14 protein-coding genes and 2 tRNA genes are annotated in these 16,639 nt (G+C 71.3%); 5 read left to right on the forward strand and 11 right to left on the reverse strand.

The window, feature by feature from the left end:
* Positions 1-114 precede the first annotated feature (114 nt).
* On the reverse strand, positions 115-1,329 hold the full coding sequence (locus BSY19_RS19455; RefSeq protein WP_236840409.1) for an OmpA family protein: 1,215 nt from the start codon (positions 1,327-1,329) through the stop codon (positions 115-117).
* Positions 1,320-2,846 carry a caspase family protein gene (locus tag BSY19_RS19460; RefSeq protein ID WP_069055578.1) on the reverse strand — a complete coding sequence of 509 codons (1,527 nt, stop codon included), beginning with the start codon at positions 2,844-2,846 and terminating at the stop codon, positions 1,320-1,322. Before BSY19_RS19460 ends, BSY19_RS19455 begins: the two co-directional genes overlap by 10 nt.
* A gap of 177 nt (positions 2,847-3,023) precedes the next feature.
* On the opposite strand from BSY19_RS19460, the gene BSY19_RS28195 reads away from it, so the two are divergent.
* The 4 genes from BSY19_RS28195 to BSY19_RS19480 are packed head-to-tail and all read left to right on the forward strand — an operon-like array spanning position 3,024 to position 6,579.
* The gene (locus tag BSY19_RS28195; protein WP_210184388.1) at positions 3,024-4,292 is read left to right on the forward strand and encodes a DUF4399 domain-containing protein; all 1,269 of its coding nucleotides are present in this window, start codon (positions 3,024-3,026) and stop codon (positions 4,290-4,292) included.
* Positions 4,289-4,756, forward strand: a complete 468-nt coding sequence (locus tag BSY19_RS19470) for a DUF4399 domain-containing protein (protein ID WP_069055580.1) — start codon at positions 4,289-4,291, stop codon at positions 4,754-4,756. Before BSY19_RS28195 ends, BSY19_RS19470 begins: the two co-directional genes overlap by 4 nt.
* A 48-nt stretch (positions 4,757-4,804) precedes the next feature.
* Entirely contained in the window at positions 4,805-5,980 is a 1,176-nt protein-coding gene (locus BSY19_RS19475) for a caspase family protein (protein ID WP_069055581.1), read from the forward strand.
* A complete protein-coding gene (locus tag BSY19_RS19480; RefSeq protein WP_083247955.1) occupies positions 5,932-6,579 on the forward strand; it encodes a formylglycine-generating enzyme family protein in 648 nt (215 codons plus the stop codon). Before BSY19_RS19475 ends, BSY19_RS19480 begins: the two co-directional genes overlap by 49 nt.
* Here BSY19_RS19480 and BSY19_RS19485 read toward each other — a convergent pair.
* From BSY19_RS19485 to BSY19_RS19505, 5 genes are all read right to left on the reverse strand, one after another.
* Entirely contained in the window at positions 6,566-6,970 is a 405-nt protein-coding gene (locus BSY19_RS19485; protein WP_069055583.1) for a hypothetical protein, read from the reverse strand. The genes BSY19_RS19480 and BSY19_RS19485 overlap by 14 nt on opposite strands.
* A 99-nt stretch (positions 6,971-7,069) precedes the next feature.
* Positions 7,070-7,143, reverse strand: a tRNA-Gly gene (locus BSY19_RS19490).
* Between the two features lie 34 nt (positions 7,144-7,177).
* The gene (locus BSY19_RS19495; RefSeq protein ID WP_236840410.1) at positions 7,178-9,577 is read right to left on the reverse strand and encodes a heavy metal translocating P-type ATPase; all 2,400 of its coding nucleotides are present in this window, start codon (positions 9,575-9,577) and stop codon (positions 7,178-7,180) included.
* Between the two features lie 85 nt (positions 9,578-9,662).
* Positions 9,663-12,176, reverse strand: a complete 2,514-nt coding sequence (locus tag BSY19_RS19500) for a heavy metal translocating P-type ATPase (RefSeq protein ID WP_069055584.1) — start codon at positions 12,174-12,176, stop codon at positions 9,663-9,665.
* An 84-nt stretch (positions 12,177-12,260) separates the two neighbouring features.
* Positions 12,261-13,088: a phosphogluconate dehydrogenase C-terminal domain-containing protein gene (locus BSY19_RS19505; RefSeq protein ID WP_069055585.1), complete on the reverse strand. Its 828-nt coding sequence runs from the start codon at positions 13,086-13,088 to the stop codon at positions 12,261-12,263.
* Positions 13,089-13,165: 77 nt separating this feature from the next.
* Here BSY19_RS19505 and nanR point away from each other — a divergent pair, with 77 nt between their 5' ends.
* A complete protein-coding gene (nanR, locus tag BSY19_RS19510; protein ID WP_236840411.1) occupies positions 13,166-13,921 on the forward strand; it encodes a transcriptional regulator NanR in 756 nt (251 codons plus the stop codon).
* Positions 13,922-13,964: 43 nt separating this feature from the next.
* On the opposite strand, the gene BSY19_RS19515 is transcribed toward nanR, so the two are convergent.
* The 4 genes from BSY19_RS19515 to BSY19_RS19530 form a co-directional block, all read right to left on the reverse strand.
* Positions 13,965-15,002: an amino acid ABC transporter substrate-binding protein gene (locus BSY19_RS19515; protein WP_069055586.1), complete on the reverse strand. Its 1,038-nt coding sequence runs from the start codon at positions 15,000-15,002 to the stop codon at positions 13,965-13,967.
* A gap of 40 nt (positions 15,003-15,042) precedes the next feature.
* Positions 15,043-15,678: a L,D-transpeptidase gene (locus BSY19_RS19520; protein ID WP_069055587.1), complete on the reverse strand. Its 636-nt coding sequence runs from the start codon at positions 15,676-15,678 to the stop codon at positions 15,043-15,045.
* A gap of 16 nt (positions 15,679-15,694) precedes the next feature.
* Entirely contained in the window at positions 15,695-16,201 is a 507-nt protein-coding gene (locus tag BSY19_RS19525) for a hypothetical protein (RefSeq protein WP_069055588.1), read from the reverse strand.
* A gap of 238 nt (positions 16,202-16,439) precedes the next feature.
* Positions 16,440-16,524: transfer RNA gene (locus BSY19_RS19530), tRNA-Tyr, on the reverse strand.
* Positions 16,525-16,639: the final 115 nt, after the last annotated feature.

Here is a 16,639-nt window from a genome sequence, read left to right on the forward strand (position 1 = left end):
CGGACCCCGGACAGCGGCGAAGCGCCTCATCCATTCGAAGGAGCCGACGCCCGCCCGGACCTGGAAAGACCGCGGCGCCGGATGGATGGCGCCGGCGGGCCTGGATCCGTGCGCTCAGCAGCCGATGACCTTGAACTCCACCCGCCGGTCGAGCGCGTCGCTCGCATCGTCCTTGCCGGTGCCGACCAGATTGTCGCGGAAGCCGCGCCCGCTCGCGATCATCCGGCTGCGGCCATCGGGCATTCCGGTCAGCAGCAGGTCCATGATGAACTGCGCCCGCAGCACCGAGAGCCGTTCGTTCAGGGATGGCGGCCCCGTGCGCGAGGTGTGGCCGACGATCTCGAGGCAGGCGTTCTTCTGGCGCACGCGCGTCGCGATCTGGCTCAGCCACATCGGATAGGGCTCGGTCGTCTGCGGATTGTCGATGAACTGCGTGGAGCCCGGCCGGAACAGCAGCCGGACCGACAGCTGTTCGGTGCTCAGCCCGTAGTCGACGAGATCGCCGAAGGCATCGACCGCGTCGTCGCGGCGGCCCAGCTTCGCATTGGCGAGGTAGGTGCCGACGCGCACGCGGTGCTGGTCGCCGCCCGGCAGCTTGCGCGCCGTGCGGTAGAAGGCGAGCGCCTCGCGAAAGCGCTGCGCCTCGTATTCGGCGATGCCGTCCTGGATCAGCGCATTCGCCGGCAGCCGGTCGACATAGGCCGGATCCAGCCGCCCGCCCATCGGCGTGCCCTGGCAGGTCTTCACATAGGCGTCGGTCGCCTGGTCCTTCGCCCAGACCGGGACGTCGCGGAAATAGGGTGTCGGCGTGACGTCGACATCCTCGGGCGTGGCACGGGCCACGCCCTTGGCGACCACGGTGCGCGAGGCGAGATCAGCCAGGCTCAGGCAGATCCGGAACGCGTCGGGCGGGGCCTCGTTGCCGGCCTGACTGATCGCCGTGAAGGTCCCGACGAGCACGACCGGATTGCGCGCCAGAACCTCGGGCGTGAACGGCTGCACGACGAAGCGCGGATACGAGGTCCGGACGATCTCGACGAGCCTCTGCTGCATCGCGCGCGTCGCGGCCGATTGCGCCCCCGACGCGGCGTCGATCAGCGGATCGATCACCAGTTCGACGCGGTCGCCCGTGATCGCAGCCCTGCCGAAGAGCTCGGTCGCCGCCCGCTGCAGCGCCTCGGGGAACGGCACGGGCGTCGGCGCCGCAGGCTGGGCCCCGGCCGGAGCCGGAAGGACGGCCAGGGGCGCGATCGCCAGGACGATCCGCGCCAGCCGCAGCAGGGCGGCTCCACCGCGAGAGCGGGTGCGGACGAATGATGTCACCGGCACAGCTGCAGCTGCTCCTTGGCCTGCGCCGTCAGTTCGCCGAGCTGCGCCCGCAGCAGGATCTCGCTGCAGGTCGCGGCACTCGGCCGCGTCGCCGGGGCCCGGGCCGCCTGCGGCCGCGCGCCCGGCGCGACCGTGCTGGTGGCCGGCTCGGCCGCGGGGCGCCCGTTCAGCGAACGCTCCGGCCCCGTGGCCGTCGCCCCCAGCGAGAGGCTCGGCTGCGCCGGGACCGACATGGTCAGCGTGCCCATCCGCGCCGCCATCGCCTGCTCCATCAGCAGCCGCTCATCGGCGAGCCGCTTCTTCTCGGTCTCGAGCGAGGCCAGCTCGCGGTCCCGCCGCGAAACCTCCTCGGCGAGGCGGTCGCGCTCGGCCTGCTCGCGCGCCGGCGGGATCGCGACCGGCCGCACCGTGCCCGAAGAGGGCGCCGGGGGTGTCCGCGCCGCGGCGCCGGGCGGCGGCGCGATCGTCAGCGAGGCTTCGGTCTGGCGCTTGGCGAGGTCGGTCGCCGCCTGCTGGCGCACCCGCTCGGCCCGCTCGACGCGCTCCAGCAGGGCGCGCTCGCGCGCCGCGAAGTCGCGGGCAAGCTGGTCGCGCTCCCTCGTCTCGTCGGCGCGGCGCTCGAGCAGGTCGAGCCGCGTGCGCGCATCGATGGTGAAGAAGCTGGTCGGATAGCGGCGGATGAAGTCGTGATAGACGGCCGGGTCCTCGCTCGTCCGGATCCGCCCCCAGACGTCGCTGTCGGTCTCGGAGCGGTTCAGGTAGAAGTCGCCGAGCAGCGACAGTGAGAGTTCCGGGGTCTGGCGGCCGTTGGTGGCCTCGTAGACGCTCTTCTGGACGCGCCGGAACAGGGTCGCGACCTCGACGCCGGGCTGGTCGATCTCGCGCACCAGCGCGGCGGTGAAGGGGCTGTTGCGGCCGGCGCCGTCGGCTGCGACGTCGTTGGCCTGCGTGGCATAGGCGATCACCATGCCCTGCGCCCGCGCGACGGGGGCGAGCCCGGTGCCGACGGCGAAGCTGCGCGTGCCCTGGCGCCTGGCGAGATGGGTCACGAACGGATTGTTGCGGCAGGCGTCGAGCACCATGATCTTGACGCCGCGCGAGAAGTTCAGCGCCGTCACCACGTCGTTGAGCCGCGTCGTCTCGTACTGGACGCCGATCTCGTCCTCGACCCGCGCCTCCACCGGCACGAGATAGTTCTCGCCGTTGAACTGCAGCCCATGCCCCGCATAGTAGAACATCGCGGCATCGGCATCCTGCGCCAGGCGCGCGAACCGGGTCACCGCCTGGTCCATGCCGCGCTTGTCGAGGTCGACGCCGTCGACCACCTCGAAGCCGACCTTGCGCAGCGCGGCGACCATGTCGCGCGCATCGTTCACCGTGTTGGGCAGCACGGGCGCGTTGGCATAGGTCGAGTTGCCGATCACCAGCGCGACGCGGCGCTCCGTCGCCGCCGCCGGCAACGCCAGCAGCAGCAATGCGAGACCCATCAGCAGAGGCAGCCGGGCGATCGGGATCATGCGGTCCTTCCTCGATGCAATCTAGCGGAGCGGCCGCCGGAAATCCAGACGGCGACACCGTGCCACGCCATCATCAATGACACGCAAACCGTTGAGGAAAAGGCTATTTGGCTTGCCGGGCGAGGCGGCCGCTGGTAGCTTTTCAAGCGCTGGGGCGCGCAAGGGAGAACAGGGCCGGTGCACAGGGTTCGGCTCGGCGTCATGTCGGTGCTCCTGACGCTGGCCGTCGCCGCGACGGCGTTCGTTCCCCCGGCTTTCGCCCAGGAGGCGGCCCGGCCGCGCAGCAAGGCCCCGGCCGATGCCCGGCTCGATTTCGTCGATATCGCCGACGGCGCGCGCCTTCCGGGCAAATTCGTCGTTCGATTCGCGCTTTCGGGCATGGAGGTCGCTCCCGCCGGCCTGCCGCAACCCAATGCCGGCCACCACCATATCCTGATCGACACCGAGCTGCCGCCGCTCGACCAGCCGATCCCGAGCGATTTCAACCACCTCCATCTCGGCAGCGGCCAGACCGAGATCGAGGTCGTGCTGCCGGCCGGCCGCCACACGCTACAACTGCTCTTCGCCGATCACGATCACGTGCCCCACGACCCACCGGTGATGTCGCGCCGCATCACCGTCGAGGTCGGCGAGGAGCCGCAGGAGCAGGCGCGTGTCGCGGCAGCCCCCGGCGCGCGGGTCTTCTTCGTCGACCTGGTCGATGGGGCGACGATCCCGACCCGCTCGATCATCCGCTTCGGCGCGGAGGGCGTGGCGCTGTCGCCGGCCGGCACCAAGCATCCCAATGGCGGCCATCACCACCTGCTGATCAACACCGCGCTGCCGCCGCTCGACCACGAGATTCCCAGCGACTTCAACCATGTCCATTTCGGGCGCGGCCAGACCGAGGCCGAGATCACGCTGCCACCGGGCGAGCATACGCTGCAGCTGCTGCTGGGCGACCACGACCATGTCCCGCATGATCCGCCGCTCATGTCACCGCGCATCCGGGTGCGCGTCGTCGAGGGCGAGCAGCTGGCCTCGGCGGCACAGCCGGCAACCCGCCCGGACGGCAAGCCCGCCTTGACGCCCGCCCCGCCGGACGCGGCCGTCTATTTCATCTACCCGCGCGACGGCGACGTGATCTTCCCCAACAGCACCGTCCGCTTCGGGCTGCGCAACATGGGCGTCGCGCCCGCCGGCGTCGCCAAGCCCAACACCGGGCACCACCACCTGATCATCAACGCGCCGACGCCGCCGCTCGACGAGGCGATCCCCGCCGATCTCAACCACATCCATCTCGGCGGCGGGCAGACCGAGCGGCGCATCACCCTGCCCCGCGGCGAACACACGCTGCAGCTGATCTTCACCGACGAGAACCATGTGCCGCATGATCCGCCGATCCTGTCGGAGCGCATCCGGGTGACGGTGGCGCCCGGCGGCAAACGGCCGGAGAAGCGGCGATGACCGCCTGTCGCCGATCCCGCCGCGGCCTCGCCGCCCTGCTGGCTGCCGCCACGCTGCTGGCGGCGCTGGCCGCTGGCGCAAACCCCGCCCTCGCGCAGTCGGCCTCGGGCCGGCATCCCGCGCCCAAGGGGGCGGAGGTCTATTTCCACTATCCCCTGGACGGGCTGCGCGTGCCCGAGCGCTTCACCGTCCGGATGGGTCTCAAGGAGATGGGCCTCGCCCCCGCGGGCACGGAATGGCCCAACACCGGCCATCACCATCTCTTGATCAACACGGAGCCCGGTCCGCCCGACCAGCCCATTCCCGCCGACTACAACAACATCCATCTCGGCAACGGCCAGAGCGAAGTGGTGGTGACCCTGCCCAAGGGCCGCCACACCTTGCAGCTCCTGCTGGGAGACCATAACCACGTCCCGCATGATCCTCCCGTGATGTCGCGCAAGATCACGGTCTATGTGCGCTGAGGCGGCGCGATGCGGTTGGGAGGATTTGGGAGGGAAATGAGGAACGGCATGTCCTGGTTGCGCGGCCTGGCTCTGGCGGTCTGCGTCTCGCTGCTGTCGGCCGCGCCGGGCTTGGCCCAGTCGGGCGAGCCGGAGGCCGCGCGCGTCGGCCTCGTCATCGGCAACGGCGCCTATCCGCTTTCGCCCGTGGCCGGCGCCACCGCCGATGCCCGCGCCGTGGCCCAGGCCCTGCGCGAGGGCGGCTTCGACGTCGTCACCGCCGAGGACGCGAGCGGCCCCGCCCTGCAGGACGCGATCGCCGCCTTTTCCGCCAGGCTGCGCCGCGGCGCCCAGGCGGTCGTGTTCTATGCCGGCCATGCGGTGCAGCAGCGCGGGCGCAACTTCCTCGTTCCGGTCGATGCACGGCTGCGCTCCCCGGCCGAAATCGGCCAGGCGGCTGTTGATCTCGACCTGCTCCTCGACGCGCTGATCGTGGCGCGGCCGGCCAGCGCCCTCGTCGTCCTCGATGCCAGCCGCGACAATCCCTGGCAGGCCGACCTCGCCGGCCCGTCCAGGGGCCTGCTCGCCATCGACCGGATGGAGGCGATCAGCGTGATGTTCACCGCCGCGCCGGGCCGCACCCAGGCCGATCGCGGCAATCCGGCCGTGGACGAGTGGGTCAAGGCGATCCGCACGCCGGGGCTCGACATGCAGGCCGCGCTGGCCCGCACCCGCGACGCCGTGGCGAGACAGACCCGCCGCGCCCAGCAGATCTGGACCTCCTCCGAGCCGCCGGCGGGCCTCATCGTCACACCGGTCGCCCGCCCGGCGCAGATCGCGCAGACCAACCGCGCCGTCATCCCGCTGCCGCCGCCGGAATCGCCCGCCGCGCGGCAGGACGCCTATGAGCTCGCCTTCTGGGAGTCGATCCGCTCCAGCGAGAACCCGGCCGAGTACCGCGCCTATCTCAACGCCTATCCCGACGGGCGCTTCGCGGCCCTCGCCCGCACGCGCGAACAGCAATTCTTGGCGCGGCAGAACGGCGCCGCCCCGCCCGCCGCGCCTGCGCCGCCTGTCGCCTCGCTGCGCGAGCCGCCGCGCGCGCCGGCCCGCCGCCGGCCGCGGCCACGGCCCGCACGGTGCGCGACTGCGACGACTGCCCGGAGCTCGTCGCGATCCGCCCCGGCAGCTTCGAGATGGGCGCCAACGAGCTCTATGAGTTCGAGAAGCCGGTCCATACGGTGACGATCCGCGACGGCTTCCACATCGGCGTGCGCGAGGTCACCTTCGACGAATGGGACGCCTGCGTCGACCAGGGCGGCTGCAGCCATCGCCCCAACGACCGGGGGCTGGGCCGCGGCAAGCGCCCGGTGACCGACATCCACTGGAACGACGCCAACGCCTATCTGGCCTGGCTCTCGACCCGCACCGGCAAGCGCTACCGCCTACCGAGCGAGGCGGAGTGGGAGTATGCCGCGCGCGGCGGCACGACCACGACCTATCCCTGGGGTGCGACGCTGGTGAAGGAGCGCGCTAACTGCGTCGGCTGCAACGAGCCGACGCGCCGGCAGGCGGTCGAGACCGGGCTGTTCCCGCCCAACGGCTTCGGGCTCTTCGACATGGCCGGCAACGCCGCCGAATGGGTCGCCGATTGCTGGAGCGACAGCTACCGCGCAACCCCACGCGACGGCAGCGCCTTCACCGCGCCGGGCTGCCGCGAGCGCGTTCTGCGCGGCGGCTCCTTCAACAACGATCCGCGCTATCTGCGCTCGGCCGCCCGCTTCAAATACGAGGCCGATGTGCGCTTCTTCACCAACGGCTTCCGGGTCGTCAGGGAGCCCTAGAGCCGGCGTCCCGGAACCACAGGCGCAGCGGAATTTGCTGCTCGCCGCCGCAGGCGACGAAGCTGTGGCGCTCCGGCGAGAGCGTGCCGGAGAAGCGGCAGGAGGCGCCCGCCAGCGTCATCTCGGCACTGTAGCGCTCGCCGCGCAGGGTCAGGCGGATCTGGCCGCTCTTCTCCGGCGTCTCGCCGGGCCCGCAGACGGCATTGTGCTTCATCAGCAGCGGGCCCGACAGGGAGGCTGCGCCCGAACGCCCCGCCCGCTCCTCGGAGAGCGTCGCGCTCACGTCCCATTCGCCGAGATAGCCGAACTTGCCGACGAGGTCGCGCGCCGGGGCCTCACCCCCGCAACCGATCAGGCACAGCACCGCCAGACAACCCCGGATCAAGCGCATCACGCTCCTCTACTCCGGATAGAATCTAGCATGGCGACGCAATGCAGCAAGGCTTGCGCGAGGCAGCGGCGGCATCGGACGGACAATGGGGAAAGGGGCTGGAGCGGGTACCGGGAATCGAACCCGGGTATTCAGCTTGGAAGGCTGCTGCTCTACCATTGAGCTACACCCGCGCTGCCTCCGAAATTCCCCAGCGGCGGCAGGAAGTCAACCCGTTCCGAGCACGGGCCGCGCCGTTTCCGGCGTCGCAGTGCGCGCCGTCGCGGCCTCGCTGCGGAAATAGCCGAGCAGCCGCAGCGCGTTGAGCGTGACCAGCACGGTCCCGCCGGTGTCGGCGAGGATCGCGACCCACAGCCCCGTCGCGCCGATGACGGTGGTGACGAGGAACAGCGCCTTCAGGCCGAGCGCCAGCGCGATGTTCTGGCGGACATTGGCCATCGTCGCCCGCGCCAGCCCGATCAGCGCCGGCACGTCGCCGACGCGGTCATGCAGCAGCGCCGCATCGGCCGCCTCGATCGCGACGCGCGTGCCCGAGCCCATGGCGATGCCGACCTGCGCGCTGGCCAGCGCCGGCGCGTCGTTGATGCCGTCGCCGACCATGGCGACGCGGCCGCCGCGGGCGAGCTCGGCCACCGCCTTCGCCTTGTCGGCGGGCAGCATCCCGGCGGTGACCGCGACGCCGAGCGCCTCGCCGACCGCCCCTGCTGCGCGCGGGTTGTCGCCGGTCAGCATCAGCGGGCGGATACCCATGGCATTGAGCCGGCCAATCGCCGCCGCCGCATCCGGCCGCGGCTCGTCCCGCAGCGCCAGCAGCCCCACGGCGCGCGCCGCACTGACCACGACGACGACGGTCTTGCCCTCCCCTTCGAGCCGGTCGATCGCCGCCAGGGCCGCCTCCGGCAGGGGAGCCCAGGCGGCGGCGTGGCGCGGCGCGCCGACGAAGACGGCTGCCTCCCCGATCGTGCCCGCCATGCCCTTGCCCGGCACGGCCGCGACATCCTCCGCCGCGACGAGGGCCACCGCCTCGGCTTCAGCCCGCGCGACGATGGCCGCCGCGAGCGGATGGCTGGAGCGCCGCTCGACCGCCGCCGCCAGCGCAAGAACCTGCGGCGCACCGCCCTCCAGCGCCACGACATCGGTGACGACGGGGCGGCCGATCGTCAGCGTGCCCGTCTTGTCGAAGGCGACGGTGTCGACGCCCGCCAGCGCCTCGATCACGGCCCCGCCCTTGATCAGGAGCCCGCGCCGCGCCGCCGTGGCCAGGCTGGACGCGATGGCGGCGGGAACCGAGATCACCAGCGCGCAGGGGCAGCCGATCAGCAGCAGAGCGAGCCCGCGATAGATCCACTCGCCCCAGACGCCGCCCGCGAGCAGCGGCGGCAGCACCGCCACCAGCAGCGACAGCCCAACGATGAAGGGCATGTAGATCCGCGAGAAGCGGTCGATGAAGCGCTCCGTCGGCGCCTTGGCGTCCTGCGCCTCGGCGACGAGCGCGACGATGCGCGCGATCATCGTGTCCTGCGCCGCGCGGCCGACACGGATCGTCAATGCGGCCTCGTGATTGACCGTGCCGGCGAAAACCTCCGAACCGGGCTCCTTGGCCTTGGGCATCGATTCACCGGTGATCGGCGCCTCGTCGACGCTGGAGGCGCCGGTCAGCACCGTGCCGTCGGCCGGGATGCGGTCGCCCGGGCGCACCAGCACGCTCTGGCCGATGCGCAGGGTCTCCGCGGCGACCTCGCGGACGGAGCCGCCCTCCTCCAGCCAGGCGGTCTGCGGCACCAGCGCGGCGAGCGAGCGGATGCCGGAGCGCGCCTTCTCGGCGGCGACGCCCTCCAGGACCTCGCCGACACAGAACAGGAAGACGACGATGGCCGCCTCCTCCGCCGCGCCGATGACGAGCGCGCCGGCCACCGCGATCGTCATCAGCATCTCGATGGTGAAGGGCGCGCCGGCCCGTGCCGAGACGATCGCCCGGCGCGCCACCGGAGCCGCCGCGATCAGGCCCGCAGTGATGAAGAGCGGGTCGTGCCAGCCCGGCGCGAACACGCCGACCAGATAGGCCAGCGCGACCAGCGCGCCCGAGGCGATGGCGAGCCGCCCCTTGGACTGGCGCCACCACGCGGAAGGCGCCTCGCGCCGCAGCGGGGCGACTTCCGTCGCCGCGAGCCGGCTCGGCTTGTAGCCCAGCGTCGCGATCCGGCTCTCGATCGCCTCGGGCCGGGTCAGCCCCTCGTCGAGGCGCAGCGCCAACGTCTCCTTGGTCACGGAAATGCGGATGTCGGAGACGCCCGGCAGGCGCTCCAGCGCGGCGCGGAGGGTCTGGGCACAGTTGCCGCAATCCATGCCCTGCACCTGCCAGAGCAGCGCGCCCGGCTCATGCTCCGGCAATGCTTCGGCCGGTTGCGCCGCATGCGCATGCGCGTGCTCGTGGTCGTGGTCGTGATCATGGCCGCAGCCCGGGCCGTGGCTATGCCGGGCGCTCGCGGCCGCAGCGGGAGGCGGCGCATGATCATGGCCGCCGCAGCAGGCGGACCCGCAGGAGGCCGGCGCCACAGCGACGGCGTCAGGGACCTTCGGGGCGAGAGCGGAATCGGGTTGGGACATGGGGCACCGGGCGTCGTGAATCGCGAACCGGCCAGACCCTACTTCCTGTAGCCACTAGAGGTTCAAGCGCCTTTTTCAGCTGCGCTCAGGCCGCCGCCGCAGCCCGGCCATGCGCCGCGAGCGGCGGCCGGAAACCGCGCAGCCGCAGCGCATTGGCGACGACGCTGACGCTGGAGAGCGCCATGGCGAGGCCGGCCACCATCGGCGACATCAGGATGCCGAAGGTCGGATAGAGCACCCCGGCCGCGACCGGGATCAGCACCGCATTATAGCCGAAGGCCCAGAACAGGTTCTCGGCGATGTTGCGCAGCGTCGCCCGCGACAGCGCCACCGCGTTCGCCACGTTGCGCAGATCGCCCGACATCAACACGACATCGGCGCTCTCGATGGCGATGTCGGTGCCGGTGCCGATGGCGAGCCCGACATCGGCCTTCGCCAGCGCCGGCGCATCGTTGATGCCGTCGCCGACGAAAGCGACGCGGGCGCCCTGCGCCTGCAGCCGCTCGATCACCGCGACCTTGCCGGCGGGCAGCACCTCGGCCACGACCTCGTCGACCGGCAGGCCGCGCGCGATCGCCTCGGCGGTGCGCCGGTTGTCGCCGGTGATCATCACGATCCGCAGGCCCTGCGCCCGCAGGGCCTCGAGCGCCTCGCGGCTGGTGTCCTTGACGGGGTCGGAGACGGCGAGGATCGCGGCGAGCCGCCCATCGATGGCCGCATAGAGCGGCGACTTGCCCTCCCCGCCGAGCCGCGCCGCCGTGGCGGCGAAGGGGGACAGGTCGATGCCCGCCCGCACCAGCAGCCGGTCGGCTCCAACGAGCAGCGCCCGCCCCTGGACGGTGGCCGTCACGCCATAGCCGGGCTCGGCGGCGAAGGCGGCGGGCTCGGCCAGGGTAAGGCCGCCATCGCGGGCCGCGGTTACGATGGCCTGCGCGATCGGGTGCTCCGAGCGCGTCTCGACCGCCGCCACCAGCCGCAGGACCTCATCGCGCGCGAAGCCCTCGATGACCTCGACATCCGTCAGTTCGGGCTTGCCCCGCGTGATCGTGCCGGTCTTGTCGAGCGCGACGACCGTGACGTCGCGCAGGGCCTGCAGCGCCTCGCCGCGCCGGAACAGCACGCCCATCTGCGCCGCCTTGCCGGTGCCGACCATGATCGAGGTCGGCGTCGCCAGCCCCATCGCGCAGGGACAGGCGATGATCAGCACCGCCACCGCATTGACGATCGCCAGCGACAACGCCGGGCTCGGCCCGAAGATGAGCCAAACCCCGAAGGTCAGCAGCGCGGCGGCCATGACGGCCGGCACGAACCACATCGTCACCTTGTCGACCAGCGCCTGGATCGGCAGCTTCGAGGCCTGGGCTGCCTCCATCGTCCGCACGATTCCCGCCAGAAGCGTGTCCGCGCCGATGCGCGTCGCGCGGAAGCGGAAGGCGCCGGTCCCGTTGACCGTGCCGCCGATCACCGTGGAGCCGACCGCCTTCTCCACGGGAATCGGCTCGCCGGTCAGCATGGATTCGTCGACGAAGGAGGCCCCCTCGACCACCTCGCCATCAACCGGCAGCCGCTCGCCGGGGCGCACCAGCACGATGTCGCCGGGCCGCACCTGTGCGACGGCTAACTCCTGCTCGCGGCCCTCGCGCAGCACGAGAGCCGTCTTGGCCTGCAGCTTCAAAAGCCGGCGGATCGCATCACCGGTCTGGCCCTTGGCCCGGGCCTCGGCATAGCGGCCGAAGAGGATCAGCGTGACGATGACCGCGCCAGCCTCGAAATAGGTGTGGTCGAGCCCGGCCGGCAGCAGCGCGGGCGCAAAGGTCGAGACCACCGAATAGAGATAGGCCGTCGTGGTGCCGAGCATGACGAGCGAGTTCATGTCGGGTGCGCCGCGCAGCAGCGCCGGCCCTCCTTTCCGGAAGAACTGGAGGCCCGGCCCGAACTGCACCAGGCTCGCCAGGATGAAGGACGCGATGCGCAGGTTGGCCGCGCCAAAGCTCTCCGCCAGCGCGTGATGCAGCGTGTCGGAGAGATGCGAGCCCATCTCGATCACGACGATCGGCAGCGTCGCCAGTGCGGCCAGGGTCAGGTCGCGGCGCAGCCCCGCCAGCTCGGCCGCGCGCCGCGCACTGTCGCGATCGGCCTGGACGCCGGCCTCCCGCACGGGCTCGGCCGGATAGCCGGCTTCAGCCAGGGCCGCCGCGATCGCCGCCACCGTGCCCTGCCCGCCGACATGGCACGCATGGGCGCGGCCCGTCGCGAGGTTGACGCTGCCCTCCACCACGCCGGGCACGGAAAGCAGCGCCCGCTCGACTCGCCCGACGCAGGAGGCGCAGCTCATCCCCTCGACGGAAAAATCGGTCTCGTCCTCCTGCGGCGTGTAGCCGGCCGCCCGGATCGCGGCGAGGACGGGTGCCACGCCGGCATCGGCGTCGAGCCCGACGCTCGCCCGCTGCGTCGCGAGATTGACGGACGCCTCGCGGACGCCCGGGACGGCCAGGATCGCCTTCTCGACGCGCCCGACGCAGGAGGCGCAGCTCATCCCCTCGACGGGGATCGCAAGCGTCGTCGCGCCGTCCGGCTTGCGGAGATCGGTCAGGGTCATCGGCTCAGGCTCCGACTGTCGCATCGGAGCCGGAGATGGGGCTTCCCATCATGGGAAGGTCAAGGGGCGGACGGCAGATATCCGTCAGGTGATGCGGCGCACGCTCGCCGCGATCTCCTCCGGCTCGAACAGCCGCTTCCAGTCCGGCTTCAGGATCGTGTCCTTGCCGAAGACGATCGCCTTGTTGCAGGCGTCCGAGAACACGCCCTGCACCTGCTCGAAGGTGACGGCGGCGAGGATGTTCATATGGCCGAGCAGGAAGTCGCGCGCCGCCTCGCGCGGGACGCCGCGGGCGATCGCCTCCTCCATCGCCTCGCGCATCGCGTCGAGCAGCGTGGCGCAGACGGTCTCGGACAGGCCAGGCTCCAGGATCGCCATCTGCTCGACCGTGACGCGGTGCGAGCGCATCACCGGCGCCCAGATCGCCCGCGCGACCTCCTCGCCGAGCGCGTAATGCTCTTCAGGCCCCTGCATCAGCGCATTGACGATGTGCTGCTTGGCCGCGATGCCGCCGAAATGGTCGGCCTTGGCGGCCGGGTTGGTCTCGTCGTTGAAGATCGGCGGGTGGCAGGGATGGGTGACGAAATAGGTGATGTCGGCCCGCTCCGGCAGATGCCCGGCATGGGGCGCGGCAGCGTCGAGGATCACAACGATCGTACCCGAGGCCAGCTTCGGCAGCAGCATCGTCGCCACCGCGCCGACATGGGTGTCCGGAACGGCCAGCACGACCACCTCCGCCCCTGCGATCGCCTCCTCGGCCTCGAGGCAATCGAGCCCGAAGGCGGCGCGCACCCGCTCCTGCCCGGCCGGGCTGACCTCGACCGGCCGCATCGTGAAACGCGAGGCCGCGAGATTGCGGCCCAGCCGCATGCCCATCTTGCCGCCCGCTCCGAACAGAGCCACCACCGTCATCGTGACCTCCCCAACTGGTATGATGAGTTCGTCCCACAACAGTGCTTGGCGGTCAATCTGGTATGATGACATAATGAATGATGTCTCCCGCCTTTGACGAGCGCCCCGTGACGACCGAGCCGATCCCCCGCCGCAAGCTGCATCAGGAGGTCCTCGACCGGCTGATGGCCCGCATCCGCGCCGGCGAGTTCGCGCCGGGTGCGCAATTGCCCTCCGAGCGCGAGTTGATGGACGCCTATGGCGTCGGCCGCCCCTCGATCCGCGAGGCGCTGCAGCAGTTGGAGCGCGCCGGCATCATCGGGATCAGCCATGGCGAGCGGGCGCGCGTGTTGCTGCCGACCGCGCAGGGCATCGTCGGGCAGATGGCCGAGTCGGCGCGCTATCTGCTGAGCGTCGATCCCGATGCGCTGGAGCACCTCAAGGAGGCGCGCATCCTGCTCGAAGCCGGCGTCGCCCGGCTCGCCGCCCAGCGCGCCGATGCGGCCGGCCTCGCCCTGCTGCGCCAGTGCCTCGAGGAGCACCAGGCGGCAGGGCTCGACGACTTCCTCAGCCGCGACATCGCCTTTCACCGTCAGATCGCGGTGATGAGCGGCAACCCGGTCTTCCCCGCCGCGGTCGAGGCGATGCTGGGCTGGCTCGGTGCATCCTATGTCACGCTGGTGCGGGCACCGGGCGCCGAACGCCTGACGCTGGCCGAGCACCAGCGCATCCATGATGCGATCGCGGCGGGCGATGGCGAGGCCGCGGCCCGGGCGATGACGGACCATCTGAGCCGGGCCAATGCGCTCTACCGCAGCCTCGCCGCGCCCACCGCGGCGGACGATCGCCGCTGAGGCGCAGCCCGGGCGACAGCCTCCGCCCTTTCAGCGTCGGGTTTCAGCGCAGCGGCGGCGCATAGAGCACACCGCCCATGCTCCAGAGCTGGTTGAGCCCGCGCGGGATGGCGAGCTTCGAGCCGGTCCCGAGATTGCGCTCATAGATCTCGGCATAATTGCCGCCCGCCCGCACGGCCTTGACCGCCCAGTCCGGATCGAGCCCCAGCGCCTTGCCGAAGCCGCCCTCGGCGCCGGTGAAGCGGCGCACATCGGGCTTCTGCGAGGCCAGCGCAGCCGGGATGGTGGTGGTGGAGATGCCCAGTTCCTCGGCATTGACCAGGGCGAAATTCACCCATTTCACAACCGTGAACCAGGCGAAATCGTCGCTGCGCACGACCGGGCCGAGCGGCTCCTTCGAGATCACGTCCGGCAGGACGATCGCCTCGCCCGGCTTGGCCAGCCTCAGCCTCTCGCCATAGAGCGCCGACTGGTCGCGGCTGAGGACGTCGCACGTGCCGGCCTCGAAGGCCTTGAAGGCCTCGGCGGCGCTGCCGAAGGGCTTTTCCTCATAGGTCAGCGAGTTCGCCCGGAAGAAGTCGGCGAGGTTGGCCTGCGAGGTCGTGCCCGTCTCGACGCAGATCTTCGCCTTGTCGAGCGCCAGCGCCCCGTCGACGCCGAGCGCCCGCTTCGCCAGGAAGCCCTGCCCGTCATGATAGGTGATGCCGGCGAAGGCGAGGCCGAGTTCAGCCTCGCGTCCGAGCGTCCAGGTCGAGTTGCGCGAGAGCAGGTCGACCTTCGCCGCCTTGAGCGCGTCGAAGCGCTCGCTCGCCGAGAGCGGCGTGAAGCTGACCTTCTGTGGATCGCCCAGCACGGCGGCCGCCAGCGCCCGGCAGAAATCGACGTCGAAGCCCGACCACGCCCCTTGCGCGTCCTTGGCGGAAAAGCCGTTCAGCCCCTCGCTGACGCCGCAATGGAGGACGCCGCGCTGCTTGACCGTCGCCAGCGTGCTGGCCGCGGCCGGCAGCGCGAGCGCGGCGGCGGACGCGACCGCGGCGAGCAGACCCAGCGTGAACCGGCGAAGCGATGAGACCTGCGACATGACGTTCCCCCTGGGCCTGTGGTCTGGGCGCGCCCGCGCGCTACAGCGTCGCCTGATGACGGATGATCACCTTGGTCCCGAGCGGCACCCGCTCGTAGAGATCCGCGATGTCGCCATTGGCGAGGCGGAAGCAGCCGGAGGAAATCGCCTCGCCGATCGTCTCGGGCTGGTTGGTGCCGTGGATGCGGAACACCGTCGAGCCGAGATAGAGCGCGCGTGCGCCCATCGGATTGCCGGGGCCGCCCGCCATGAAGCGCGGCAGATAGGGCTGCCGCTGCAGCATCTCCGGCGGCGGCCGCCAGTCCGGCCATTCCGCCTTGCGGCTGACCTGCACCAGGCCCGACCACTGGAAGCCCTCGCGGCCGACACCGATGCCGTAGCGCAGCGCACGGCCATTGCCCTGCACGACATAGAGGAAGCGCTCGGCCGAATGGATGATCACGGTGCCCGGTGGCTCGTTCGAGCGGAACAGCACCATCTGGCGCGCGAAGGGGCCCTCCGTGATGCTGACCTCCTCGGTCGAGACCCGGCCTGGCTCGTCGCCGATATCCATCGTCTGCTGGACGGCGGCGGGCGGCCGCGGCTGGGCCACGCCCGGCTGCGACAGGGCGAAAAGGGCTGCGAGCCCTGCGGCGCCGCGCAGCAGGCGGAGCGAAAACGTCGTCGCTATCGTCATGAGCAGCCTCCTCCCGTCAGCGGCAGCGCACATAGATGAAGGTGCCGTAGCGGCGATGGGCGTCGGGATCGACGAAGCGCATCACCAGCATCGAGTCGGTCGCGGACAGGATCTCACGGTCCTGGAGATCACCGGGCGGGGCCTCGAAACCGAGGAAGTTGCGCCCGCCGGGCCCGGCCTTGAGCCTGAGCTCATAGAGCTTGGCGTCATCGGCGACATGCATCATGACGCCGTCGCGCGGCCCCTTGGTGATGACATAGGGCTGGTTGCAGGCCGCCTGCGCCTGCCCCTCCGTGCGCTTGCGATCCTTCTCGTTGTGGAAGGACGCGATGCCCCATCGCCCGATCACGGTGTCGACGCTGATCGTGCTCGGCGCCGCGGCGGAGGCGACGACCTGCGCCTGCGGCGCCCGCGGCTCGTCCCCGCCCGAGAGGCACCCGCCGAGCCCCGCGGCAAGCGCCAGGGCTGCGACGCTGGACAGGGGCGAAAGCCGCAGCCTGTTCTTGACGTTGCTGGTCACCATCCCCCCGCTCCGCTCTGATGCTGGCGCTGTGCCGGCCCGGCCTTTACGGAAATAGGACACGGTTTCGGCACGAGGGCAATCGCCCCGGCCCCGCCGCAGGGTCGACCCGTGCAAAAGGCGGACTGCGCGCCGCCCGCGGCGCTCGCACAATACGGGCCCGCTGGTGTGCCCCATGGTCTGAGGTGGAGCCGGGCTGAGCCGCGGCGGCGCGCCCCGGCGAAGGCGGCTTGGAGAAAGATGGTGGGGGAAGCAGGACTCGAACCTGCGAAGGCATAGCCAGCGGATTTACAGTCCGCCCCCTTTGCCGCTCGGGACATTCCCCCGCCTGCGCCGCCAGCGGCTTGGCCGCGGGCGTCTCTCTCGTGTCACTGGTGTGACGGCGACAGGCGCGGCCGGACTTATGGTGACCGGGCCGCCCCCTGTCAACGCCAAAAAGCC

The sequence above is a fragment of the Bosea sp. RAC05 genome (assembly GCF_001713455.1).
Taxonomy (GTDB): domain Bacteria; phylum Pseudomonadota; class Alphaproteobacteria; order Rhizobiales; family Beijerinckiaceae; genus Allobosea.